This window comes from Streptomyces sp. NBC_00344 (genome assembly GCF_036088315.1).
Classification (GTDB): Bacteria; Actinomycetota; Actinomycetes; order Streptomycetales; family Streptomycetaceae; genus Streptomyces.
Map to the genome: position 1 here is coordinate 6,028,981 of NZ_CP107996.1, position 23,779 is coordinate 6,052,759.

At 71.4% G+C, this 23,779-nt stretch carries 18 protein-coding genes; 10 read left to right on the forward strand and 8 right to left on the reverse strand.

Annotation, left to right across the window (positions count from 1 at the left end):
- Nucleotides 1-4: 4 nt before the first annotated feature.
- Both OHS16_RS27335 and OHS16_RS27340 read right to left on the reverse strand, forming a co-directional pair.
- Nucleotides 5-1,624: a hypothetical protein gene (locus OHS16_RS27335; protein WP_328539901.1), complete on the reverse strand. Its 1,620-nt coding sequence runs from the start codon at nucleotides 1,622-1,624 to the stop codon at nucleotides 5-7.
- Nucleotides 1,625-1,661: 37 nt separating this feature from the next.
- Nucleotides 1,662-1,856, reverse strand: a complete 195-nt coding sequence (locus OHS16_RS27340; protein WP_328541008.1) for a hypothetical protein — start codon at nucleotides 1,854-1,856, stop codon at nucleotides 1,662-1,664.
- A gap of 293 nt (nucleotides 1,857-2,149) precedes the next feature.
- On the opposite strand from OHS16_RS27340, the gene OHS16_RS27345 reads away from it, so the two are divergent.
- Entirely contained in the window at nucleotides 2,150-2,542 is a 393-nt protein-coding gene (locus OHS16_RS27345) for an ankyrin repeat domain-containing protein (protein WP_328539902.1), read from the forward strand.
- A 202-nt stretch (nucleotides 2,543-2,744) separates the two neighbouring features.
- Nucleotides 2,745-4,163, forward strand: a complete 1,419-nt coding sequence (locus OHS16_RS27350; RefSeq protein WP_328539903.1) for a HEAT repeat domain-containing protein — start codon at nucleotides 2,745-2,747, stop codon at nucleotides 4,161-4,163.
- Between the two features lie 184 nt (nucleotides 4,164-4,347).
- On the opposite strand, the gene OHS16_RS27360 is transcribed toward OHS16_RS27350, so the two are convergent.
- A complete protein-coding gene (locus OHS16_RS27360; RefSeq protein ID WP_328539904.1) occupies nucleotides 4,348-5,106 on the reverse strand; it encodes a LamB/YcsF family protein in 759 nt (252 codons plus the stop codon).
- Between the two features lie 151 nt (nucleotides 5,107-5,257).
- Between OHS16_RS27360 and OHS16_RS27365 the strand changes: the two genes are divergently transcribed.
- The 3 genes from OHS16_RS27365 (at nucleotide 5,258) to OHS16_RS27375 (ending at nucleotide 12,535) form a co-directional block, all read left to right on the forward strand.
- Complete coding sequence (locus tag OHS16_RS27365) at nucleotides 5,258-6,784, forward strand: hypothetical protein (protein WP_328539905.1); 1,527 nt, start codon at nucleotides 5,258-5,260, stop codon at nucleotides 6,782-6,784.
- Nucleotides 6,785-6,839: 55 nt separating this feature from the next.
- On the forward strand, nucleotides 6,840-7,751 hold the full coding sequence (locus OHS16_RS27370; protein ID WP_328539906.1) for a hypothetical protein: 912 nt from the start codon (nucleotides 6,840-6,842) through the stop codon (nucleotides 7,749-7,751).
- A gap of 83 nt (nucleotides 7,752-7,834) precedes the next feature.
- A complete protein-coding gene (locus tag OHS16_RS27375) occupies nucleotides 7,835-12,535 on the forward strand; it encodes a hypothetical protein (protein ID WP_328539907.1) in 4,701 nt (1,566 codons plus the stop codon).
- A 103-nt stretch (nucleotides 12,536-12,638) separates the two neighbouring features.
- Here OHS16_RS27375 and OHS16_RS27380 read toward each other — a convergent pair whose 3' ends face one another.
- On the reverse strand, nucleotides 12,639-13,079 hold the full coding sequence (locus tag OHS16_RS27380; RefSeq protein WP_328539908.1) for a hypothetical protein: 441 nt from the start codon (nucleotides 13,077-13,079) through the stop codon (nucleotides 12,639-12,641).
- 365 nt (nucleotides 13,080-13,444) lie between these two features.
- Between OHS16_RS27380 and OHS16_RS27385 the strand changes: the two genes are divergently transcribed.
- From OHS16_RS27385 to OHS16_RS27400, 4 genes are read left to right on the forward strand one after another with little or no spacing between them, the layout of a single operon-like run.
- Nucleotides 13,445-16,045 (forward strand): sensor histidine kinase, encoded by a 2,601-nt coding sequence (locus OHS16_RS27385; protein WP_328539909.1) that lies wholly within the window; start codon nucleotides 13,445-13,447, stop codon nucleotides 16,043-16,045.
- Nucleotides 16,042-16,479: a roadblock/LC7 domain-containing protein gene (locus OHS16_RS27390; RefSeq protein ID WP_328539910.1), complete on the forward strand. Its 438-nt coding sequence runs from the start codon at nucleotides 16,042-16,044 to the stop codon at nucleotides 16,477-16,479. Before OHS16_RS27385 ends, OHS16_RS27390 begins: the two co-directional genes overlap by 4 nt.
- 10 nt (nucleotides 16,480-16,489) lie before the next feature.
- Nucleotides 16,490-16,888, forward strand: a complete 399-nt coding sequence (locus tag OHS16_RS27395; RefSeq protein WP_328539911.1) for a DUF742 domain-containing protein — start codon at nucleotides 16,490-16,492, stop codon at nucleotides 16,886-16,888.
- Nucleotides 16,869-17,474: a GTP-binding protein gene (locus OHS16_RS27400; RefSeq protein WP_328539912.1), complete on the forward strand. Its 606-nt coding sequence runs from the start codon at nucleotides 16,869-16,871 to the stop codon at nucleotides 17,472-17,474. Before OHS16_RS27395 ends, OHS16_RS27400 begins: the two co-directional genes overlap by 20 nt.
- Nucleotides 17,475-17,601: 127 nt before the next feature.
- Here OHS16_RS27400 and glpK read toward each other — a convergent pair whose 3' ends face one another.
- The 3 genes from glpK to OHS16_RS27415 form a co-directional block, all read right to left on the reverse strand.
- Nucleotides 17,602-19,116 (reverse strand): glycerol kinase GlpK, encoded by a 1,515-nt coding sequence (gene glpK, locus OHS16_RS27405; protein ID WP_328539913.1) that lies wholly within the window; start codon nucleotides 19,114-19,116, stop codon nucleotides 17,602-17,604.
- A 221-nt stretch (nucleotides 19,117-19,337) separates the two neighbouring features.
- Nucleotides 19,338-19,685 carry a DUF962 domain-containing protein gene (locus OHS16_RS27410; protein WP_328539914.1) on the reverse strand — a complete coding sequence of 116 codons (348 nt, stop codon included), beginning with the start codon at nucleotides 19,683-19,685 and terminating at the stop codon, nucleotides 19,338-19,340.
- Between the two features lie 129 nt (nucleotides 19,686-19,814).
- Nucleotides 19,815-20,618 carry a M15 family metallopeptidase gene (locus OHS16_RS27415; RefSeq protein ID WP_328539915.1) on the reverse strand — a complete coding sequence of 268 codons (804 nt, stop codon included), beginning with the start codon at nucleotides 20,616-20,618 and terminating at the stop codon, nucleotides 19,815-19,817.
- Between the two features lie 86 nt (nucleotides 20,619-20,704).
- Here OHS16_RS27415 and OHS16_RS27420 point away from each other — a divergent pair, with 86 nt between their 5' ends.
- Nucleotides 20,705-21,223, forward strand: coding sequence for an NUDIX hydrolase (locus OHS16_RS27420; protein ID WP_328539916.1), 519 nt, complete (start codon nucleotides 20,705-20,707; stop codon nucleotides 21,221-21,223).
- Here the strand turns inward: OHS16_RS27420 and OHS16_RS27425 are convergent.
- Entirely contained in the window at nucleotides 21,204-23,585 is a 2,382-nt protein-coding gene (locus tag OHS16_RS27425) for a glycoside hydrolase family 31 protein (RefSeq protein WP_328539917.1), read from the reverse strand. The genes OHS16_RS27420 and OHS16_RS27425 overlap by 20 nt on opposite strands.
- Between the last annotated feature and the right edge of the window lie 194 nt (nucleotides 23,586-23,779).

Sequence of the window (23,779 nt, forward strand, 5' to 3'; positions counted from 1 at the left end):
GGGGTCAGCCCTCGGCGGGTACCGGACCGGCCGCGGCCTCCACGGGGGCCGGTGCCGCATCGGCCGGGCCGGACGCCTCCTGCTTCTTCTCCATGGGGACCGGTGCCGCGTCCGCCTGCTCAGGGGCCCCGGGGACGAGGGCGAGGACGGCCCTGCGGTGCGCCTCGGTGGTGGCGTCGTCGTACGGGTCGGGGGTGGCCGGCACCTGCAGCCTGAGCACGGGTCCCGATCCGAGCCGCGCGTAGCCCCTGCCCGGCGGGGTGCCGGGGGTCGGCGTGGTGTGGGGCGGGATGCCGAGCACGGTTTCGGCCTGATGGCAGGTCGCGGGCCCGAGCACGACGCGGGCGCGGGTGTGCTGACGGATGGTCTCGCCGATGGCGCCGACCGTGTCGAACTGCTCGGCGACCACGACGGTGACATGGGCGGTTCTGCCGTGCCGCAGCGGGATCTGCAGCAGGTCCTGGGGGTCGGTGCGGCCCTCGGCCGCCGCGAGATGTCCGAGAGCGCTCGGCCGGTCGAGCAGAATCCACAACGGGCGTCTCACGTCCTCGGGTGAGGGATGCCCGGACTGCCTGGCGCGGTTGGTCACGGTCAGCCGCCGCTCGGTTTCGTGCGCGGCCCATTCGAGGGTGGCCAGCGCGCCGGCGAGGCCGCACTCGACTGCGAGCACGCCGGGCCGCCCGCTGAGACAGGCGTACTCACCGGTCCCGCCACCCTCGACGATCACCACATCGCCGTGCCGCAGGGTCTGGAGCGCGATCGAGCGGAGCAGCGTGGTGGTTCCGCTGCCCGGTGCGCCGACGACGAGCAGATGCGGTTCGGTCGACCGTGAGCCGGTCCGCCACACGACGGGGGAGGCGTCACGGGTCTCCTCGCCCTCCTGGACCGGAACGGTGCGCTGCACCACGCCGTCGTCCGTGAAGCCGAGGACGGTCTCTCCCGGGGCGGTGACGAAGGGCTGCGCCGCGATCGAGGTGGGGAGGGCGGGCAGCACGCTCATGGTGAGCGTGTTTCCTTCCTCGTCCCAGTCGAACAGATACTCACGACCGCGACCGGACTTGGTCTCCAGCAACTGTTCGATCCGGGCACGGCAGGAGGCCTCCCCGTCCGTGAAGTACGCGGGGTACTTCACCTGGAGCTCGGTCAGCCGCCCGTCCTCGTCGAACTCGTAGTCACTGAACGTGTGGTCCCACTCGCCTCCGTGGGTGAAGAGCGGAGCGGGGTCCTCGGGTACGGAGAAGTACGGCATCAGGGCCTCGTAGAGAGCCTGGAGCCTGGCTGTCTCCGCTTCGTCGGGCCCGGTCGGCACCGCTGGGCGTTCATGGCCTTTCCAGGCGGCCGCGGCCATCACCGTGATCAGGGCGAGCAACGGACCGTAGGGGATGAGGGCGACCACCAGAATGCAGGCCGCGACGAGGAACAGCGCGGGACCGCGCCGGTCCTTGGGCGTCGCGGCCCATCGCCGGCCCACGGCCGAGGCCAGCCTGCGCAGGCCCCGGCCGACGGTGATCAGCGGGTGGAGGACATCGGTGGCGCTGTCGGCGGCCGTCCGCGCGACCTCGCGGCTGCGGGTGATCGATGCGCTGCTGCTGCTCAGAATGCGAGGAAGCGGTCGCCGGGCCACATCTGTCTCCTGGGGTGGTGTGGGCGGTTACTGAGGGTCAGAACTTGATCCCGCCCAGAAGGCTGGCGAGGCTGGCGCTGCCGGCCGTGATGCTCGGGGCGATTGCGGTGCCCGCGAGGAAGAAGCCGAAGAGTGCGCAGACGAAGCCGTGGGATGCCTTGAGTCCGTCTTTCCTGAAGAAGAGGAAGACGATGATTCCGAGCAGTACTACACCTGACATGGACAGGATCATGAGGGTCTCCTGATTGAGGGGGACAGTCACCATGAGTTCTTCCAGTCTCACAGAAAGTATCTATGCGATAAAAGGCGCAAATGGGTTATTTATCGGATTTCTCACTGGACTGGCCTACATTTCGGCACCCTCGAACCCGGAGAACCGCCACAACCGGGCGGTGTCCCCACTCCGGACGATCCTTGCCGCAGCCGCCCCGGGCCGTGTCCACCGACGGGCAGTACCCTTTCGATTCACTCGTACGGCTTGCCCGCCGTACGACGAGGTCAACGGCACGGAAGGCGGCAGGCGCGATGAGCGGAACCCCGGATCCCGAGGTGGTCGAACTGGCGACGAAGGTCTTCGACCTCGCCCGCCGGGGCGAGACCGGGACGCTCTGTGCGTACGTCGACGCGGGAGTGCCGCCGAACCTCACCAACGACCGGGGCGACTCGCTGGTGATGCTTGCCGCCTACCACGGCCACGCGGAGACGGTGGAAGCGCTGATCGCCCGCGGCGCCGACGCCGACCGCGCCAACGACCGCGGGCAGACGCCGCTGGCCGGAGCGGTCTTCAAGGGCGAGGACGCCGTGGTCCGGGCGCTGCTCGCCGGTGGCGCCGACCCGGCCGCCGGAACGCCTTCCGCGATGGATACCGCGCGGATGTTCGGGAAGGCAGAGCTGGTGGAACTGTTCAGCACCCGCTGAACCGGGCCGTCGTAAATGTGGTCGCGGTGGCGAAATGGGTGGGTCATCATGACGTCGCAGGTCCGGTTCCGGGCCACCGACGAGAGGCAGAGGAAGATGGACTGCATCAGGCAGAGGACAACGGGCGGCCGAACATGCTGTTGCGCGGCCAGGTAATCCACGATTCCCGGTTGCGTCGACAGCTTGATGTGAGGCTTCTTCCATGATCGATCCAGTCATAGCGCCGAGCGGCACGTTGCTCGGTCTCCTCCAGAGGGGCCGTGGTGACGGCACGCTGCATGCGCTCGCCGCGCCGCGCGCAGAGGCGCTCGCGGCCTTGAACCACTGCGTACTGAGCGACCCCCGCCACGACTGGCAGGTCGAGAACCGTTCGCTCTACTACGCACGGCTCTGCCTCGATCTCGACGGCGGTCTCGACGAGATCGAGCGCCACCTCTTCGACCCCGAGGACCACATCGACACCGAGGACACCAGGACCGGCCTGGCCCTCGCGGTCCTGGGGCACCTCGCCTCCTACGACAGGGACGACGCGCTCGTCCTGCTGCGGAGGTACGCGGCGACCGGCGCCAACTGGGCGTGGGCGCTCGACGAACTCGCGCTCCGTGACGACGACGCCGGGCTGCGTGCGCTCGCCGGGCCGGTGCTCAGCCGTTTCCCTGTCACCCCGCAGGGCGAGGCCGAGCTGGCTGCCGCGGTGCGGGATGCCTACGAGCCCCGGCCCTGGCGGCTCTGGGCCGACGACCCCCGGGAAACCGTCGGTGCACGGGTCAGGGCGGCGGGGGAGCAGGGATCCTTCGACCGCTGGCAGCGGCAGATGCGCCCGACCGGCCCCCGGCCCGGCTGGAGCGTCCAGGCTGTCTTCGACTGGGCCCAGCAGGGCCTGGAACGCGGCAGCGAGCTCCATCTGGCCGCGGCCCGCTGTCTCACGGCGGTGGCGGGCCCGCAGGACAGGGCTGCGATCACCGAGGCCGCCCGCAGCGGCAGCGACGGCGCCCGCGGCGCGGCACTGCACTATCTCGCCGAAGCACAGGACCCCGCCGTTCTCGACCTGATCGAGGAAGCGGTCCACAGCCCCGTCCGTACGGTCTCCGAAGCGGCCGTCGCCGCCTTCGAGCGCATGTGCGGGGACCAGGCGCTGGACCGGGCGCGCGGCTGGGCGCAGCGGCCCGACGCGCTGGGGGCCTCCGCCGCAGGGGTGCTCGCCGCCCGGGGCGGGGCGCAGGACGCGCATCTGGTGCTGGGCGCCCTGCGCGAGACCGTACGGTCCGAAGGCCCGGACACCCGGCTGCTGTGGAGCCTGGTCGACGGCGCGGGCCGGCTCGGCATCGCCTGCGCGGCGCCGGTGCTGCGCCATGTGTACCGCGAGACCGCCTCCTCCCACCTCCGCGGCAGCGCGGCCCGCGCGCTGGCGGCCACCGATCCCACCTTCGGGGCCGGATTCGCGGTCGAGTGCCTGTGGGACTGCGAGGAGACAACGAGGGAAGTAGCCGCTCTGCACGCCGAGACCGGTGACATCAGGGTCGTCGACCGGCTGCGGAGGCTCGCTGCCGATCCCGCCGAGGAGGCGGAGGTGCAGACCGCTGTGCGCAGCAGGATCGGAACCGAGGGGACACCGCACTGACCCGGGGCGGTCCCGTGCGGCCGCTCCGGTCCGTCCAGCAGCACGGTCCTGGCCGCCGGCCCGGTGTCGCGCGTCGCCGGCAGCTCACCCGCGGCGCGGCGGCGCAGCTCCGCGTGCGGCGCCTGCGTCCGCTCCGCCGGATCCGGTTCGATCAGCAGCGCGCTCCCACCCGTCGGAAGCACCCTCAAGCGAACGACTCCAGAGTCACACCGGCGGCGAGGAGCTCACGGCGCACCCGAAGCGCGAGTGCCGCCGCCCCCGGGGTGTCGCCGTGCAGACAGAGCGAGCGGGCCCGTACCTGAAGCCGTTCACCGGTGATCGCTGTCACCGAACCGTCACGTGCCATGGAGAGCGCACGGGCGAGCACCGCGTCGGGATCGTGGACCACGGCGCCGGGCAGGCTGCGCGGCACCAGGGTGGACTGCGCCGTGTACGCGCGATCGGCGAAGGCCTCGGGTACCGGTGCGAGGCCGGCCGCCGCGGCGGCGGCCAGCAGCCGGGACCCGGGCAGGCCGAGCACCGGGAGCCCGCCCCCGGCAAGCCGCACACCGGCGACCACCGCGCCGGCCTGGACGTCGTCGTGGACCGTGCGGTTGTAGAGCGCGCCATGCGGTTTGACGTACGAGACCCGGGTGCCCGCAGCCCGTGCGAACACGTCCAGCGCGCCGATCTGGTAGGCGACTTCGTCCGCGAGTTCATCCGCGGGAACCTCCATCGCGCGGCGCCCGAAGCCGGCCAGATCCCGGTAGGAGACCTGGGCACCGATCACCACCCCGCGCTCGGCGCCCAGATCACAGACCCGGCGCATGGTGGACGGGTCACCCGCGTGAAATCCACAGGCGACATTGGCGCTGGTGACGACGGAGAGCAGAGCGTCGTCATCGGTCAGCGCCCAGCGGCCGAACCCTTCACCCAGGTCGGCATTGAGGTCGATCGTGGTCATGCGGCTCCCTCCAGAAGCGAAATCCTAGGCCCTGGCCGTGCTGTGCGCGGGCGCTGACCGGGCCATGGGCGGGCCGGAGCGGCCCGGTGGCCCGCGCGTCCCATCCGCGCCGTTTCGACCGGTGTCAGTGCGAGGACCTAATCTGTGCAGCGTGACTTCGCCTGCCTCGACGGAATTCGTTCCGCCCCAGCTCAGCGCGGGGCCGCGGCCCGCGCCGGGCCCGGCCGCCGACGAGGGGCTGGCGCGGCGCCTGCGCGCGCTCGCCTGCACCGCTCCGCTGCACGACCTCGACGTGCGCAAGGCCAATCTGGCGGGCGAGTACACGGTCTACGCCATGGCGGAGGTCGCGCTCGCCGCGATCGACCTGGTCACCCTCAACATGGATTTCGACACCGGCGCCGACCACGACCAGATAGTGGCCAGACTGCTGCCGCGCGTCGCCGCTCAGGCCCCGGGCCGCCCCGTGGGCGAGCACGAGCGGGTGGCCCGCTGGGTGCTGGAGAATCTGATCAACGTGGGGAGCGTGGACCGGGGTTTCCGCGCGGTCTACGGCACATTCGGCCCCGACGGCGCCTACATCCGGCGGGACTACGACTTCAAGCTGGTCGAAGAGGTGCCCGGACACGGCGGGAGCGTCTACCTGCGCACCACCGACGAAGCGGTCAACGTGCTGGTGGGCGCGCTCGACACGGACGTCACCAGTGCCCAGATCGCCGCTGAGGTGAAGCTCGAGGTGCTTATCAGCCGGGGCCGTCTCGCCGACGCGCAGCACGCTGCGGAGCAGGCCAGATACCGGACCGTGCAGTATGCGGAGACGCTGCGCAGGACCTTGGAGGCGACCCGGCGCAACGTCCGGGCCGTCGACTGGCTCGAAGCGGTGCCCGACATGATCGACGAGGCACTCGACCACGTCGCGGACCGCTACCGCCACGAGAACGCGATCCTCACCAACATCCGCAAGGCCAGGGACGAGGCCGAGGAGCCGGAGAACAGACGCCGGGCCGCCGAGCTCGTCGACATCGTCAAGGACTGCATCCGCCGCCACACCCAGCTCCAGTCCCGCCTCCTGGAGGCCGGCCCGCTGTTCCGCGCCGAGCAGGACCGGCAGGCGTTCGCGGCCCCGACGGGCAGTGCCGGTCTCGATCTGTACGGCCAGCTGGTCGCCCCCGTACTGCCGTTGCCCCTGGAGCAGGCCATCCGGGTCACCGACGCCTTCTTCGCGCGAGGCACCGGGCTCCGCACTCCCGTCTCGGTGCGGCTGGGGGACCTGGTCGACATCCTGCTCACCCCGCCCGCCGAACGTGAACACCTGGGCGCGGAGATGCCCGAGCCGGACCTCATCGCCACACCCGACGACAGCCGGTTCAGCGAGGAGCAGCTGGCGACCGCGATGGAGCTGCTGGACCTCGAGCACGACGCCCCGCGCAGGCTTTCCGGTCTCCTCGCGGACGCGCGGCGCCGCGACCCCGAACTCCCCTATCTGGTCGCCCTGCTGGCCGTCCACGCGGCCAGCCCGCCCGTCGGCACCGCCTACCGGCAGGGTGAGCGGCGCCTGCTCTTCGCTGTCGACGACGGCACTGAGCTGGAGGACCCGGAGTTCGGCGGGGCCGATCTGATCGTCGGCACCGCGCTGCTCGATGCGGCAGGGATGGCCGCCGGCCGTACGGAGGGGCTATGAGCCACAGCGAACCGACCGCGGGGAACCGACGGGAAACAACCGAGGAGCAGCAACCGTGAGCGAGACCCACGCCGAGCACCACGCGTGGAGCGATCAGGACCCGGGAGACGCACCGGAGCAGCGGAGCGCACCTGCCGCGTCCGCCGCGGTCACCCCTGCCGACGCGGCGGACGCGGCCCGGCTGGTCGCCTTCGGCCTTCAGCCCAGACTGCTGCCGGCCAGGGACGCCGAGTACACGGAGCTGCTGCGCAGATACCGGGAAGCACCCGCCTTCGCCCGGCTGGCCGACGCCGTCGCCACCGGCCTCGGCCTGGTGGTCCTGGAGGTATCCACCCGCGCGGGTATGGCAGTCACGGCGGCGGAGGACTCGGTCTTCGCGGTACGGATGGGTGACTACGCCCGGCGTGCGGCGGCCGACTCGGCCGACCGGTTCCTGCACGGTCTCGCCCATCTCGCTGTCGCCGCCATGTCGTTCCCGCGCCCCGAGGACCTGGCCGACGACGGCTACATCGGGCGTATCACCGTCAACGGCGTCGACGCATTCGTCCGTCAGGCCTGCCGCCGGCTAGAGGAACGCGCCGAGGAACAGGGCGAGAACAGCGACCCGGCCACCGAGTCTCCGGGGCTTGAAGCGGCCTGGCGGATCTACGCACGGCGCAGCTCCACCGGTGCCACCAAGGACGCCCGCAGGCTGGCGGGTTCCACCACCGGAATCGTGGCCAAGGCGATCGCCTTCCTCACCGATTCGGGCTTTCTGCAGCGCACAGGGGACGACGGCGGGGGATCCTGCAGGACCACCGCGCGCTATCAGCTTCAGGTCCGCGACATGGCGGGCAGCGCCGCGATGGCCGAACTCCTCGAACTCGGCGTCGTACCGGTGACGGACGGCACGGCCACACTGCTCCCGCCTTCCGAGGCCGACGATCTCGAACTCGCCGCCGACGCGGGTCTGCCCTTCCATACCTGATCCGCCCCCTGCCTGCCCCCGGGCCACACGGCCCGCCCGGGATTCCGCCCGGAACTTCCGAACCACGACGAGAGTCCGCCGCCATGTACGAGCTGTCCCGGGTCCGCCTCTACTCCATCGGGCCCGCAGGTGCGCGCTATGCGGACACCGTGCTCGACCTGCGAGGGGTGGGAGCACCGGTGCCCCACCCCGCCCCGGCGCAAGCGGAGTTCTTCGCGGAGGAGCCGGTCGGCCCGCCGCGCCGCCCGGCTCCGGCCGGTGTCCTCTTCCTGGAGAACGGCGGGGGCAAGTCGGTCCTGCTGAAACTGATCTTCTCGGTGATGCTCCCGGGCCACCGCAACACACTCGGCGGTGCGAGCTCCGGCGTGCTGCGTAAGTTCCTGCTCGCGGACGACTGCGGTCATGTGGCCCTCGAGTGGCAGCACACCCGCACCGGCGAACTGGTCGTCGTGGGCAAGGCCAGTGAATGGCGGGGACGGCAGGTCTCCAACGACCCGAGGAAGTTCGCCGAGGCCTGGTACTCCTTCAGGCCCGGCCCCGGCATGAGCCTCGACTCCCTCCCGGTCGCCGAATCGACCGCCGTACGCCCGCCGGTGGAAGGCGCGTCCGGGGCGCGCGGACGGCGTCGCACGATGAAGGGGTTCCGCGACGCGCTCACCGAAGCGGGCAAGACCTATCCGCATCTCGATGTCCAGTGGGAGGAGATCCACGACCGCTGGAACGAACACCTCGGCGATCTCGGTCTCGACCCCGAACTCTTCCGCTATCAGCGTGAGATGAACGCCGACGAGGGTGAGGCAGCCGGACTCTTCGCGGTCAAGAAGGACTCCGACTTCACCGATCTCCTGCTGCGGGCCGTCACCGACACCCGGGACACCGACGGCATCGCCGACCTCGTCGGCAGCTTCGGCAACAAGCTGGGACGCCGCGCCGAGCTCACCGCCGAGCGGGACTTCACCGCGGGCTCCGTCGACCTGCTGGGTCGCATCGTGGAAGCCGCCGGCACCCGCTCGCGGTCACGGGACGTCCACGCGGGAGCGGAGCGCCGTACCCGCACGCTCGCCCGCAGGCTCTCCGACCGCGCCGCCGACGAGCGCGGCAGGTCCGCCGATCTCGCCCAGCAGGTCACCGCGGCCGCACACCGGGTGACCGAGGCCGAGGACGCCCGGAGCCGCAGCTCGCTGATCGCCGCCGAACTGGCCTACCGCCACGCGTCCCTGGCGCTCACCGTCGCGGAGAGGTCCGCGGCGGCACAGCGCAAGGAACTGGCCGAAGCCCGTACCCTGCACTCCTCCTGGCAGGCCGCCGAAGCCGTACTGCGCCACCGTGCGGCAGCCGACCGCTCGGCGCGCGTCGCGGTGGCCATCCGGGAAGCCGAGCGGGACGCGGCCCCGGCGCTGGCCGCCAGGGCCACCGCCGCGGTCGAACTCGTACGCGCCCTGCACACGGCCGCCGAGGCGGGCGAACGGGTGGCCGACGACGAGGAAGCGCGCTCGGCCACCCTCCAGACAGCGGGCGAGGCCGCGCACCGGGACGCCACGGCGGCGGCGACCGAGGCGCAGCGCGCCCGCAGCGAGGCCGGACATCTGCGTCAGCGCCTCGGCGAGGTCGAGCAGGAGACCGCCGAAGCGGTCCGCGCCGGATGGCTCGACGACACCGCACCCGACGCGGACCCGGCCAGAGCGGCGATGGCGGCAAGCGAGGCGGAGAAGACGGCGGTCACCGCCTGGGACACCGCTCGCGAAGCAGCCCGTACGACGACGGACCACGCCAGAGCGGCGGCGGCGGCCGAGAGCCGCGCCGAACTCGCAGCGGCCCGCGCGGCGGACGCGGCCCGCGCCGCGGAGAACGCCTACGACGCGCAGTTGCGCAGCGCGCAGTCCATCGCCGCCGAGAACCGGCTCGCCGAGCTGTTGAGTCTCCCGCCCGCGATCACCGCCGCGCTGCCGCAGCCCCGCAGCGGCGCGAGCACACCGGGGGGCCCGCAGCACGAAGAGGACTCCGCTGCGCCGGAGCCGGCCGAGCGCACCGGCATCCCCCGCACCGTCACCGCGGTCCCGCTCACCGCGGACGAACTCGACCGCAACGCCGAGGAACTGCAGACCCTGCTCGACCGCGGGGTCTCATCGGCGGAACGCCAGCTCTTCGAGCTGCGCACCGCCGCCGCTGACGACTCCCGCATCCTCGGTGCGCTCGGCGACGGCGGGCTGCTGCCCCCGGGGCCCGATGTCCTCGCCACCGTCGAGTTCCTCGGCGAACACGGCATCCCGGCTCTGCCCGGCTGGCGCTACCTGGCCCAGGCAGTCGCCCCGGCCGACCACGCCTCCGTACTGGCCGCCCGCCCCGAACTGGTCGACGGTGTGGTCATCACGGACCCGGCCGCCCACGCCAGAGCCCGTGAAGTGCTCACCGGCGCCGCCCTGCTGCCGCGTTCCGCGGTGGCCGTCGGCACCACGGCGGCACTCCTCGCACCGGTGCCAGGACCGGGCCCCGCGGGCGGCGGGGGCGACGTCTTCCTGGTCCCTCCGAACCCGGCCATGCACGACGAGTACGCCGCGGACGAGGAGCGCCGGACGCTGCGCTCGAGGGCGGCCGACCGGGACGAGGAGATCCGCGGACTCGCCGCCCGGCTCGGCGGCGACCGGACGCTCGCCGCCCGCCTCGGCTCCTGGCGCGAGGACTGCCCGCCCGGCACGCTCGACGAGCTCGCCGCGGCGGCCGGTCGTGCCAAGGAGGCCGCGGCGGCCGCCGAAGCCGCACTCGAAGAGGCGAGGGCGGTCCGGACCGAAGCCGAGGAGACGGCGGCCGAAGCGGCCCGGATCAGGGACGAACGGCAGGACGCCGCCCAGCGGGCCCGCCGGGTGGCCGACGCGCTCGCCGGACTCGCCTTCCGGCTCCGTGAACGCACGGGCTGGCAGGCCAACCTGCGTGAACTCACCGACGAGGCCGCCGAGTCCGAGGCCAGGGCCGCCTCATTCCTGGAACGGGCCAGATCCGCCGACGAGGACCGCAGGGCCGCCCAGCGGGCCGCCGACGACGCCCACCGCACCGCCAGGGCACTGCGCGCCGAGCGCGCCGAGATCGCGGGTGTGCCGGAAGACCTTCCCGAGCCCGGAGCGGCGGCGCCGCGGCATGCGCTGCCGGCGCTCCGGGAGGCATACCGCGCTGCCTCCCAGCTCTACGAAAAGGTGGGCGTGGGAGCCGACCTGCGTGCCGAACAGGCCAGGGCCGAGAGCGACGAGAGCGCCGCGCGCACCGAGCTCGACCGGCTGAGCAACAAGGTCCGCACTCGCGCCGCACAGCTCCTCGAATCGACCGACGGTGCCGACGGCCCGTCCCGGCAGGCGGCCGTAACCCGCGCCGAAGCCCTGGTGCAGATGCTGGAGACGCGGGCATCGGCAGCCAGCGAACAGCTCGGCCGGCTGCGCGGCGAGGCCGAGCGTCTGGCTCCCGCCGACGGTGCGGATGCCCACACCGAGCTCCCGGCGGATCTGGTACCGGCCGATGTGGAGTCCGCGCAGACGCTGCTGCGCGGGGCCACCGCCGAACTCGCCGCCCTGACCGGGATGCTGGAGTCAGCCCGCTCCGCCCACGCGGAGCTGCTGCACTCCCACCGGAGGTCGCAGGATGCGGCGGGCGGCTTCGACGAAGCAGCGGCGCTGCTGCGTGATCTGCTCCGTGATCCGCACCAGGACGACGAGAGGGCGGACGGCGAGTCCCCCGAGCCGTACCCCGGCAGCCTCGAGGAGGCCCGGAGCTCCGCGGCGGACGCCCGCCGTTCGCTGCGGAGCTGTGCGAGCGATCTCTCCGGCGCCGAGGCCGCGGTGCGCGAGGCGAGCGACATCCTCGTCCGGCACGCCAACGCCACCCGCTTCGAGCAGGTACGCACCCCGGCCCGGCAGCAGATCCGTGAACTGCCCGCGTCCGCGCTGCCCGAGCACGCGGCGCAATGGGCGGCGGCCTTCGCTCCACGGCTTCGGGTACTCACCGACGAGCTGGATCAACTCGAGCGCAACCGTGACTCGATCGTCGACCGGCTGCGCGGGCTCGTGGAGTCCGCCCTCACCACGCTCCGTTCGGCGCAGCGCCTCTCCCAGCTGCCCGAGGGCCTCGGCGAGTGGTCCGGACAGGAGTTCCTGCGGATCCGGTTCGACGAGCCGGACCAGGCCACCCTCGACGAACGGCTCGGCGAGGTCATCGACGAGGCGACGAGGGCCGCACTGAAGAAGAACTCCGATCTGCGCAGGGACGGTATGTCACTGCTGCTGAGGGGGGTCCATGCGGCTCTGGAACCCAGGGGAGTGGCCGTCGAGATCCTCAAACCGGACGCGGTGCTCCGCGCGGAGCGGGTCCCGGTGGGGCAGATGGGCGACGTCTTCTCCGGGGGACAGCTGCTCACCGCCGCCATCGCCCTCTACTGCACCATGGCGGCCCTGCGCAGCAACGACCGGGGCCGTGACAAGCACCGCCATGCCGGGACCCTCTTCCTGGACAACCCCATCGGCCGGGCCAACGCCACGTATCTGCTGGAGCTGCAGCGCGCGGTCTCGGATGCGCTCGGTGTGCAGCTGCTCTATACGACGGGACTCTTCGACACCACGGCCCTCGCCGAGTTCCCGCTGGTCATCAGGTTGCGCAACGACGCCGACCTCAGGGCGGGCCTGAAGTACATCAGTGTCGAGGAACACTTGCGACCGGGGCTGCCGCAGCAGGATCCGGAGGGGGAGACGGTGCACGGCGAGATCAGCGCCACCCGGATGTACCGGAGGGCAGCGGCGGAGTGAACGGGGCGGCACACCGTCAGGTCCTGTGATCCGCGAGACGTGCGGTGGACGCCGGTGGTCCGGGCGGCACACCGTCAGGTCCTGTGATCCGCGAGGCGCGCGGTCAGGGCTGGGGCGAGAGCCTGCTCGAGCGGCCGTGCCGGATCCGCTCCGCGTCGCGCTGCTGACGGCGCGCGTCACGCCGGGCACTGCGGCGCTCCCTGCGCAGCCGGCGCGCCGTGCTGCTCGGGACCGAGGTGACTCCATGGCGCTGGTTCCACACCTGCCGAGTGATCCAGACGTCCAGCACGGCCCAGGTCGCGAGGACCGTACTGGCCACGCTGCTGAGCACCATGGGGAAGGCGAGCCAGGAGCCCGCGAGCGTGGACAGGAAGGCCGTCATGGCCTGGATCAGCGTAAGGGCCACTATCAGCACGGCGCGCACCGCGCTGCTGCGCACGGGATCAGGCATTCGCCGCCGCACAGCCGGCTCTTCGACCCACAGGGTCCGTGCGGCGATGCTGCCCTCTTCGATGGTCATGCGCTGTTCACCCTCGACCTTCATACCTCGGCGCCGTCCGGTTCAGTAACGGATGCCCGGCTTGATCCGGTTCAAGCCTCAGCCGTGTGGCACACACGACTCGTACACGCTCTGTACGAGAGGACGAACAACTTCCGCCGAAGATTCCCGCTGTGCATGGAATTCCAGCCAACCGCGGCCGTACGGAAAGTGCCGTCCTGCCAGGGTTCTTACCCCGTACCAAGGGTGAAGATCTCCAGGGATAGCAGGACAAGAGGTGATCAACTCCCTGAGGGGAGGCCGAAAATAGTCCGGACGTCCCTTCGAGTTGCCTGTGCGGCAGTAGTAGGCTCACGCCGTTTGTTGACGGAACACCACCCCCGCCGGGCGGGGTTGAGCTGGGGGAGGCCATGCGCTTTCGCGGGAAGTCCATCCGCAGGAAGATCGTGGCGCTGTTGCTGGTCCCACTTGTCGCATTGACGGTGATCTGGTCCTACGCCGTCTACCTCACGGGCCGCGACGCCCTGCAGCTCATGCACGCGGGCACGGTCATCAAGAAGGTGGGCTACCCGCTGTCCGACTCCCTGCGGGAGGTCCAGAAGGAGCGGTCCCTGACCCTCCGCTATCTCGTGGACCCCGGCGCATCGGACGTCCTCACCCAACTGCGGGCCCAGCGCACCGGAACCGATGCCGTGGTCGCCAGACTGCGCCACAACGCGGCACAGGACGACGCCCGTTCGGCGCTGGGTCCGGGCGCGGAGCGGCGTCTGCAGGCCGTCCTCGACGGATTCGCCGGGCTGGGATCGCTGCGCCGCAACGCAGGTGACCACGAGGAGACCCGCCGCGAGGCCTACGACCAGTACAACCGGCTGGGCGACCGGATACTCGACTTCCTCGTCGATCTGCCCACACTGCAGAACTCGGGCCTCGACAAGGAGGGGAAGGCCCTCGTCGGTGTCAGCCGGGCCGGCGAAACACTCTCCCGTGAGGACGCGCTGCTCGGATCGGCCCTCACCGCGGGCCGGCTCGACCCCCGGGACAGGCGCGACATCTCGGACCTCGTCACCGCCCGCAAGGTCTACTACACCGACAGCCTGCCGGCGCTGCCCCGACAGGACCGGGACGCGTTCACCGGCTACTGGAGCGGTCCCGCCACCATTCCGGTGCGCACCGAGGAGGACACCGCGATCTCCGGGAACCCGGGGAGCACCACCATTTCCGGTTCGGCCTCGCGCTGGACCACGGATGCGGCCCGGACCCTCGAGCACCTCGCCGTGATGGAGACGGACGCCCGTGACGGGTTCCGGGACCGGGTGAGGCCCGCCGCGATCAAGGTGTTGGCCAAGGACGGCATCGCCGCGCTGCTCGGTGTGGGCGGACTGATGGTGTCGTTGGTGGTGTCCGTCCGGATCGGCCGCGAGCTGGCCCGCGACCTCAGCCGGCTCCGCAAGGAGGCGCATGAGGCCTCCGGGGTGCGGCTGCCGAGCGTCATGCGCCGTCTTGCGGCCGGTGAGCAGGTCGACGTGGAGACCGAGGCCCCGCGTCTGGAGTACGAGAGGGACGAGGTCGGTCAGGTCAGCCAGGCGCTCAACACCCTTCAGCGTGCCGCGGTGGAAGCGGCCGTGCGCCAGGCCGATCTGCGGCGAGGCGTCTCCGACGTGTTCGTGAACCTCGCCCGGCGCAATCAGGTTCTGCTGCACCGGCAGCTGACTCTGCTGGACACCATGGAGCGGCGGACCGAGGACACCGAGGAACTCGCGGACCTCTTCCGTCTGGACCACCTCACGACCCGTATGCGCCGGCACGCCGAGGGCCTGGTGATCCTCTCCGGAGCCGCCCCGTCCCGGCAGTGGCGCAAGCCGGTCCAGCTGATGGACGTCGTACGGGCGGCGGTTGCCGAGGTGGAGGACTACGAGCGCATCGAGGTCCGCCGGCTGCCGAGGATCGGTGTCAAGGGCCCGGCGGTCGCGGACCTCACCCACCTCATCGCCGAACTCCTGGAGAACGCGACGGTGTTCTCACCCCCGCACACCGCCGTACAGGTACACGGTGAGCGGGTAGCCAACGGCTTCACCGTGGAGATCCACGACCGCGGCCTCGGTATCGCACCCGATGCGCTCCTCGACGCCAATCTCCGTCTCGCCGAGACCCCCGAGTTCGAACTGTCGGACACCGACCGGCTCGGTCTGTTCGTGGTCAGCAGGCTCGCCCAACGGCAGAACGTCCGGGTCTCGCTGCAGCCTTCGCCCTACGGCGGAACCACCGCCGTGATCTTCATCCCGGTGGCGCTGCTCACCGACGCACCCGACACCGAGGCTTCCGACACCAACGGTGCCGGCTTCCGCCTCGACCGGCCCGGCGGTGGCGGCAAGCGCCAGAAGCCGGGTCCGCGCTCGGCACTGTCACCGGTCCCGGCCGCCGGCCGCTCGCCCGCGACCGTCCTCGACGGCCCGGTCGAGCTCGAACCGCCGGTGGACGAGACTGTCTTCGACGCGACGGCGGATCTCGGCGACGAGGACAGCTCTCCGGGCGGGATCTTCCGCAACCGCGCGGTCGCGGTGACGCGCGACCAGCACCAGCAGACACCCGACGAGGGAGCGCCGAGAAGCGGACCGGTACGGTCCACGGGCCCGGTCGGTCTGCCGCGACGACGCAGAACACCCACCCTCGTCTCTGACCACGGCCGCCGGGTCGACACCCCCGTCCCTCTGCCGTCGCAGGACAAGCCCGCCGGCGGAGGCACCGACGGGCTGCCCCGAAGAGTGCGCCAGGCGAATCTCGCCCCGCAGCTCAGGGGAGCGCCCGCGCTCGCGGCCGAACCGCGGGCCGTGGAGAAGGACGACGAGCGGGACGCCGAAGAAGTACGCAGTCGGATGGCTTCGCTTCAGCGCGGCTGGCAGCGGGGGCGCCGGGACAACTCGGCGGAGCAGCCGGCCGGATCATCCGCAGCCGTCGGCACCGGACCGGACGGCACAACGCCAGGAACAACATCGGAGGAGACCGGTCGATGACCGCACCGAAGTCCGCAGTACACAACGCCGCAGGAGGGCCCGGCGAGCTCAACTGGCTTCTGGACGAGCTGGTCGAACGGGTCGGCAGCATCCGCAAGGCGCTGGTGCTCTCCGGTGACGGCCTCGCCACCGGCACTTCCAAGGACCTGACCCGTGAGGACGGTGAGCATCTCGCCGCCGTCGCCTCCGGGTTCCACAGTCTGGCCAAGGGCGTCGGCCGCCACTTCGACGCGGGGCGCGTCCGCCAGACCGTCGTGGAGCTCGACGAGGCCTTCCTCTTCATCACGGCCGCGGGCGACGGCAGCTGTCTCGCCGTGCTGTCCGACGCCGACTCCGACGTGGGCCTGGTCGCCTACGAGATGACGCTGATGGTCAAGCGGGTCGGAGCCCACCTCGCGACCGCGCCGCGGACCGGGCTCACCGCGGGAGGGTGAGGGGGGCACGATGAGTGACGGGGGACGACCACCGGCCCACCACTGGTTCGACGACGACGCAGGACCTGTGGTGCGGCCGTACGCAATGACACGTGGCCGCACCGGGGCCACGGGAGACCACAGGCTCGACCTGATCGCGCTCGTCGTCCCCGAACCGGCGGCGGAGGACCCGGGAAGGGACCAGACCCTCGCGCCCGAGCACGTCGAGATCGTGGAGCGGTGCAGTACCTCTCCGCAGTCGATCGCCGAACTGGCGACCGGCCTCGACCTGCCCGTGGGTGTGGTGCGTGTGCTCGTCGGCGACCTGGTCGACGACGAACTTGTCCATGTGACCCAGCCCGTACCGCCGGCCGAGCTGCCGGACGTCAGTATTCTTCGTGAGGTAATCAATGGCCTTCGGGCGCTCTAGCCGCAAGAAGCAGCTCGTCGAGCCGGTGACCCTGAAGATCCTGGTCGCCGGGGGGTTCGGAGTCGGCAAGACCACCCTGGTGGGCGCGGTCAGCGAGATCAGACCGCTGCGCACCGAGGAGACCCTGAGCGAGGCGGGCAGGCCGGTGGATTCGGTCGACGGGGTGGAGCAGAAGACCACCACCACCGTCGCCATGGACTTCGGACGGATCACCCTCCGCGAGGATCTGGTCCTCTATCTCTTCGGCACACCGGGGCAGGACCGGTTCTGGTTCCTGTGGGACGAACTCGCGCTCGGAGCTCTGGGGGCCGTCGTCCTGGTGGACACCCGCCGGCTCGAGGACTGCTTCGCCGCCATCGACTACTTCGAACGCCGCTCCATCGCGTTCACCGTCGCGGTCAACAACTTCGACGGGGCGGACCGTTATCCGATGGAGACGGTGCGTTCGGCGCTCGACCTCGACCCCGATGTGCCCCTGCTGATGTGTGACGCGCGCGACCGCGAGTCCGTCAAGAACGTCCTGGTCGCGGTCGTCGAACACGCCATGGTCCTCGCGGACCGGGTCCGCGAGCACGCCGTCACCTGAGGCGGCCCGGCGGGGCGGGGCGTCCCGGAGCGGCGCATCGGCCGACGGGCCACTGGGCACCGCTACGGGTGCACGGCCCGCACCCCCGCCGACAGGGGTGCGGGCCGCGTCCGCGGGCCGTACGCGGCTATCCCCGTGAGTCCTCGTCGAGCCATCCGAACGAACGCTCCACCGCCTTGCGCCAGTTCGCGTACTCACGGTCCCGGGCGGCGTCCTCCATCCGCGGGGTCCACTCCACATCCCGCTGCCAGTGGGCCTTGAGTTCATCGAGGCCGGACCAGACGCCGGTGGCGAGACCGGCCGCGTAGGCGGCACCCAGACAGGTCGTCTCCGACACCTTCGGCCGGATCACCGGAACGCCCAGCACATCGGCCTGATGCTGCATCAGCAGATTGTTCCCGGTCATGCCGCCGTCGACCTTGAGCGACCTGATCCGCACGCCGGAGTCCTGATACATCGCGTCGACGACTTCACGGGTCTGCCAACTGGTCGCCTCCAGCACCGCACGGGCCAGATGTCCCTTGGTCACATAGCGGGTCAGCCCGGTGATGACCCCACGGGCGTCCGAGCGCCAGTACGGCGCGAAGAGTCCGGAGAAGGCGGGCACGATGTACGCCCCTCCGTTGTCGTCGACGCTTGCGGCGAGGGCCTCGATCTCGTCGGCGCTGCGGATGATGCCCAGCTGATCCCTGAACCACTGGACCAGCGCGCCGGTGATCGCGATCGAGCCCTCCAGGCAGTAGACCGGGCGGTCGCTGCCGATCCGGTAACCGAGGGTGGTGATCAGCCCGTTCTTCGACGCCACCGGGGTGTCACCGGTGTTGAGCAGCAGGAAACTTCCGGTTCCGTACGTGTTCTTTGCCGTACCGGTGTCGTAGCAGGCCTGACCGAAGAGGGCGGACTGCTGGTCCCCCAGGGCCGAGGCGACGGGCACGCCCGCCAGCGCGCCGACGGCCGTCCCGTACACCTCCGCCGACGAACGGATCTCCGGCAGTACCGCCTCGGGGACCCGCATCGCGGCCAGGATCGACGGGTCCCACTGGAGCGTGGAGAGGTTCATCAGCATCGTGCGTGACGCGTTGGTGACATCGGTGACGTGTACACCGCCGTCCGTGCCGCCGGTGAGGTTCCAGATCAGCCAGGAGTCGATGGTGCCGAAGGCGATCTCTCCGTGTTCGGCGCGGTTGCGCAGGCCCGGCACATGGTCGAGCAGCCAGGCCGCCTTGGGCCCGGAGAAGTAGCTGGCCAGCGGTAGCCCGGTCGCCTCACGGAACCGGTCCTGACCGTCCGTCGCGCCGAGGTCGTTGCACAACGCGGAGGTGCGGGTGTCCTGCCAGACGATCGCGTTGTGCACCGGCTTGCCGGTCGCCCTGTCCCACAGGACCGTCGTCTCACGCTGGTTGGTGATGCCGAGCGCGCTGAGCTGGTCCGCCCGCAGCCCCGCCCTGGCCAGCGCCCCGGCCACCACGGCCTGGACCTTCGACCAGATCTCGGACGCGTCGTGCTCCACCCAGCCGGGACGGGGGAAGATCTGGCGGTGTTCGCGCTGGTCGGCTGCGACGATCGCACCGTCGTGATCGAAGATGATGCAGCGGCTCGATGTGGTGCCCTGATCGATCGCTGCGACGAACTTGTCCGTCATGGCTACCCCTTGGTGAGAAGGCTGCGTTCGCAATCAGGTACGCGACTCGTCACCGGACAACGCGAAGTGTTCACCGTAGGTGATGGAGCGTCAAGGGTCCGGGCCGCAACCATCGGCCGTGCCGATTCCGGGACACACCATCGGCCGTGCCGCTTCCCGGCGGCGGGCAGCGGCACACCGGGCGGAACTCCGCACCGACACCCCAGCAGTCAGGCCCGCGGTCAGCTGTTGTCGGCGAGCCACTTGGCGGCGGTCTCAGCCAGTTCGTGGTCGCGGCCCGCCAGCATCATCCGGATCATCTGTGCGTCTCCGCGAAGGGACCAGGCGGGGTGGCCGAAGGATGCGGGGTTGTTCCCCTCGATGAGGAAATGCGCGGGCCAGGCGGTTCCGTAGCCGATCAGCGGCAGCGCCAGGGCATACCGTTTGCGGCCACGCGCCAGGCCGTAGGCGGTCATCGCGAGCCCGGTGAGCGTGCCGGTCAGATGAACCCAGCGGGTGGCAGCCCTTGAGTGCATCGCGACGTAGTAGGGCCAGAATTCCTCGTACGAGTCAAAAGTCTGCTCTGCCATGAGGAAAAAGGTATCCGCCCCCGGCAGAACCGGATACGGCCGGTCCGCGTCCGGTAGGGAGTGGGGGGTGCCCGGGGCTCACGGGGGTGGTCCCGGGTACCCCCTCACGGTCTGGCAGCCGGGGCGCGGTCAGCGGTGGCCGGCCACCGACCGCCATGCGACGGGGAAGTCGAAGTAGCGGTCCGGGAAGGTCTCCGGCTGGTAGGTGAAGTGCCACCACTCCTCGGGGAGGTTGACGAAGCCGACCGCGGTGAGGGCGTCGCGCAGCAGATCCCGGTTGGTCCGCTGAACGCCCGTGATCCGGGGATCGTCGGTGTGGGCGAGTGTGTCGAAGCAGTCGAAACCGGTGCCCATGTCGATGGAGTTGTCGGGGAAACGCTGCGCCTGTGGTGCGTAGCAGGGGACCAGCCGCTGGCCGGGCCGGTACGGCCGGGTGGGTACGGCAGGCAGCCTCACCAGGGTGAGGTCCATGGTGCTGCCCCTGCTGTGTCCTGACTTCTCCGCGATGTAGCCGTCCGCGAACAACCGGGACTTGTTGACCAGCGGATAGAACTCGGCCTTCATCTTCTCGTCGTCCAGGTCCTTGGCCCAGCGCACGAAGTGATCGACGGCGCGCTGCGGCCGATAGCAGTCATAGACCTTGAGGGAGTAGCCCTGGCGCAGCAGCTTCGTCTGGGCCCGGTGCAGGGCCTGCGCTGCGGGCCGGGTGAGGATGCACAGCGGCTGGTCGTAGCCGTCGACCGGCTCGCCCATGAAGTTGTGCTCGTGGGGGTAGCGCATCTCCTGGATGATCGTGGGATCGACTGCGCGCAGTGCGACGAATTCTTTGGGGGCCCCGGGCGCCGCCCCTGCCGCGGGGGAGACGGCTGTCCAGGCCACCAGTGCGGCGACCGTGGTCACCAGGGACCGCGCAACAGATGTAAGTCGTGTCATGGACACTTCCTTTATCAGGTGAACGGGCCGCGGGCCACCGGGCGAACCGTCCGCAGCGCCACCGTGATCGGCTACAGTCCGCGCCCATGGACGAACCCGTCAAGGATTCCCACTGTTCGAGTTGCGGCACAGCCCTCGCCGCGCCCGCCACCGCCGGCCGGCCCCGCACCTGCCCCGCCTGCGGAACCACCGCGTACCGCAATCCGCTTCCCGTCGCCGTCGCGCTGCTGCCGGTGACCGACACCCAGGGCACAGGACTTGTCGTCATCACGCGGACCATCGAGCCGCGGAGTGGCGGAATCGCGCTGCCCGGGGGGTTCATCGACGAGGCGGAGGACTGGCATCACGCGGTGGTCAGGGAACTGGGGGAGGAAACCGGGATCACGGCCGCACCGCACGAGGTGCGGCTGGCCGATGCCCTGAGCTCGCCGGACGGTCATCTGCTGATCTTCGGACTGCTCCCCGAACGCGCGGCGTCCACGCTGCCCGCCTCGGTGCCCACCGACGAGACGGAAGGCTGGCACATCCTGCGCGCCGCGACCGAACTGGCCTTCCCGCTGCACACCGAGGCCGTACGGGGCTGGTTCACCGGCCGCTATCGCTGAGGCCGCGCACCCGCACCGGGTACCCGGCCTCCACGGCCCCGTGCTCGACGACCCGCTCCACCACCACCCGACCGGAGTCCAGGGTGGTGGTGTAGTGCTCGATCTCCGGCATCTGCCACCCGTCGCCGGTATCGCGGACCACTACTCCGGCCCCGTCATGCCCGCTGGCTGGTGCCCACACCTCGAGTTCCAGCCCGCCGTCCTCCCCGCACACCGGTATCACCGAACCGGCGCGGGCCAGGACAGGCACCCGCGACAGCGGCGCGTCGATCATCGCCAGGCCCGGACCCTCGTAGGCGGTTCCGGTCGCCGTGTCGTACCAGCGCCCGCGAGGCAGGCGTACGGCCCGCCGGACCGCCCCCTCCTCCAGCACCGGCGCCACCAGCAGGGCCCCGCCCAGCAGAAAGGCGTCCTCGCAGTCGCGCAGCGCGCGGTCCCCCGAGGCCCCCCACCACAGCGGCCGCACATAGGGTGCCCCGGTCAGCCGGGACAGATGGGCCAGAGTCATGAAGTAGGGAAGCAGCCGCTCCCGGCCTGCCAGCGCGGTCCGCGCGTGCTCCAGCGTTCCGGGCCCGCACCCCCAGGACACGCCGGCCCCGTCGCACAGGGACGCCCCGGTGCGCAGCAGCGGCAGGAAGCAGGCCAGCTGGAGCCGGCGCAGAGACAGCTCGGCCGAACCGCTGTCGTCGGGACCACCCGCGTCCGTTCCCGAACAGGGCACCCCGCAGAGCCCGAGGCTCAGCACCATCGACAGCGAGGCGCGCAGCCCCGGCCAGCCGCGGAGCCCCGCGGACCAGGCGCCGCCGTAGCGCTGCATCCCGGCCCAGCCGGAACGGGAGACGACAAAGGGACGCTCTTCGGGGCGCAGTTCCAGCAGGCCGCGGTAGGCGGCCTGCGCCATCGTCAGGCCGTAGATGTTGTGGGCTTCCCTGTGGTCACCACCGCGGCCCTCCAACGCGTGACCCGACGAGAGCGGCAGGGTGGGATCACCGAACGGGACGAGCGAGGCCGGCTCGTCCATGGTGTGCCACACACCGGAGAAGCCCTGGCCGAGCCGTTCCTCGTTCAGCCCGCCCCACCACGCACGGGCGCGCGGCGCGGTGAAATCGGGATAGACGCAGGCACCGGGCCGGGCCACACCGCGCACCGGTTCGCCGTCGGCGTCCCGCACGAAGACGCCGGCGGCCAGCCCGCTGTCGTACACGGGATGGCCCGGCTCGGCAGGCACCGCCGGGGCGACGACGGAGACCAGCCGTATCCCTTCGGCCCGCAGATCCCTGGCGAGAGCGGGCAGATCGGGGAGGCGCTCGCCGTCGAGAGGGCCGGCGCGGCGCCGGGTGTGCGGGCCGGCGGCCAGATGGACCGCCGAAAGCGGCAGCCGCCGATCACGGAGCCCGGCGACCAGCTCGCGGATCCCCTGCCCGGCCGCGACCTGCTCGCCCCCGGACCCGCTGCCGTGACCCGCCCAGACATGCTGACGCCCTAGCGCCCAGTACGGCGGAAGCGCGGGCCGGCCGGTGAGGGCCGTCCAGCCGCGCAGTACCCGGGCCGGCGTACCGGCGACGACCCAGCAGCGCAGCGGACCGCCCTCCATGCGCAGCTCGCCGGTTCCGGGCCTGTCGTGCCCTGAGCCGGCGCCCTCCGAGCCCTCCGCGATGATCAGCCGGCCGTCCCAGGTGTTGTCGTGGAAGGTGAGATGAGTGCCTGCGTCGGCCACCACCAGCTGCACGGGCATGGTGATCCGCGAGGCCCCTTCGCCCGAAGCATCCATCGGAGCCGCGTTCCACAGCCGGTAGCTGCCGTCCCGCAACCGCGGTCCGGAAGCCGGCCCACCGAGTCCGAAGAAGCGCGCGTCGGCGGGGACCTGCGACCGCAGCACCCAGCGCGCGGTCCCGCCCGTGACCGGTTCCCACCAGCGTGGCGGGAGGTCCTTGCGGATCCTGACCCCGCCCGGCGTCCGGATCTCGACCTCACCGTGCCGGGACACCGCGACCGTCACGCGCTCCGAGACCACCCGCCAGCCACCGTCCTTGTCGGGCTCGAGAACGGCGCGCGGATCGGGCTCCGGGCAGCCGTCCGCCAATGCGTACGAGGGTGTCGGCCCGGCGCCGTCCCACCCCCAGAAGACCGCACCGCCCACCGCCACCCTGACCAGCAGCTCGGAACGCGCGAACCGGATGACCCCGCCGCCGGGACGGTGCTCCACGCCCGTCACGACACCGGGCACCCGAGCCCGTTCGGCCCCGCGCTCCGCCAGCGCACCGGCATCCGTGCGCGCTCTGCGCCAGGCCGAGCGCAGCGCGTGCCGCCCCTGAGCCGTACCGACCGCTTTCGCCGAGCGAACCAGGTCACGAGCGTCCATGGTGGTCAGACTGTCATCCGGAGGCAGCGGAGCGGAGGCCGTTCAGCTGCCGTTCACCTGCGTTCCGGCCACATGTTCACCCGGCGGACCATGGAGGTCCCGCTCTGGTGCACAAAACGATCACATGGCATCGTGCCTGTCAGCCGCCTCACGCGCACACCCCGCACGTGCGCGCGACACACGCACACCACGCG

Bases quoted from the DNA above. Each gene is read 5' to 3' on its own strand.
- OHS16_RS27340 (WP_328541008.1), bottom strand. From the start codon at position 1,856: ATGATCCTGTCCATGTCAGGTGTAGTACTGCTCGGAATCATCGTCTTC.
- OHS16_RS27345 (WP_328539902.1), top strand. From the start codon at position 2,150: ATGAGCGGAACCCCGGATCCCGAGGTGGTCGAACTGGCGACGAAGGTC.
- OHS16_RS27350 (WP_328539903.1), top strand. From the start codon at position 2,745: ATGATCGATCCAGTCATAGCGCCGAGCGGCACGTTGCTCGGTCTCCTC.
- OHS16_RS27360 (WP_328539904.1), bottom strand. From the start codon at position 5,106: ATGACCACGATCGACCTCAATGCCGACCTGGGTGAAGGGTTCGGCCGC.
- OHS16_RS27375 (WP_328539907.1), top strand. From the start codon at position 7,835: ATGTACGAGCTGTCCCGGGTCCGCCTCTACTCCATCGGGCCCGCAGGT.
- OHS16_RS27380 (WP_328539908.1), bottom strand. From the start codon at position 13,079: ATGAAGGTCGAGGGTGAACAGCGCATGACCATCGAAGAGGGCAGCATC.
- OHS16_RS27385 (WP_328539909.1), top strand. From the start codon at position 13,445: ATGCGCTTTCGCGGGAAGTCCATCCGCAGGAAGATCGTGGCGCTGTTG.
- OHS16_RS27390 (WP_328539910.1), top strand. From the start codon at position 16,042: ATGACCGCACCGAAGTCCGCAGTACACAACGCCGCAGGAGGGCCCGGC.
- OHS16_RS27395 (WP_328539911.1), top strand. From the start codon at position 16,490: ATGAGTGACGGGGGACGACCACCGGCCCACCACTGGTTCGACGACGAC.
- OHS16_RS27400 (WP_328539912.1), top strand. From the start codon at position 16,869: ATGGCCTTCGGGCGCTCTAGCCGCAAGAAGCAGCTCGTCGAGCCGGTG.
- glpK (WP_328539913.1), bottom strand. From the start codon at position 19,116: ATGACGGACAAGTTCGTCGCAGCGATCGATCAGGGCACCACATCGAGC.
- OHS16_RS27410 (WP_328539914.1), bottom strand. From the start codon at position 19,685: ATGGCAGAGCAGACTTTTGACTCGTACGAGGAATTCTGGCCCTACTAC.
- OHS16_RS27415 (WP_328539915.1), bottom strand. From the start codon at position 20,618: ATGACACGACTTACATCTGTTGCGCGGTCCCTGGTGACCACGGTCGCC.
- OHS16_RS27420 (WP_328539916.1), top strand. From the start codon at position 20,705: ATGGACGAACCCGTCAAGGATTCCCACTGTTCGAGTTGCGGCACAGCC.
- OHS16_RS27425 (WP_328539917.1), bottom strand. From the start codon at position 23,585: ATGGACGCTCGTGACCTGGTTCGCTCGGCGAAAGCGGTCGGTACGGCT.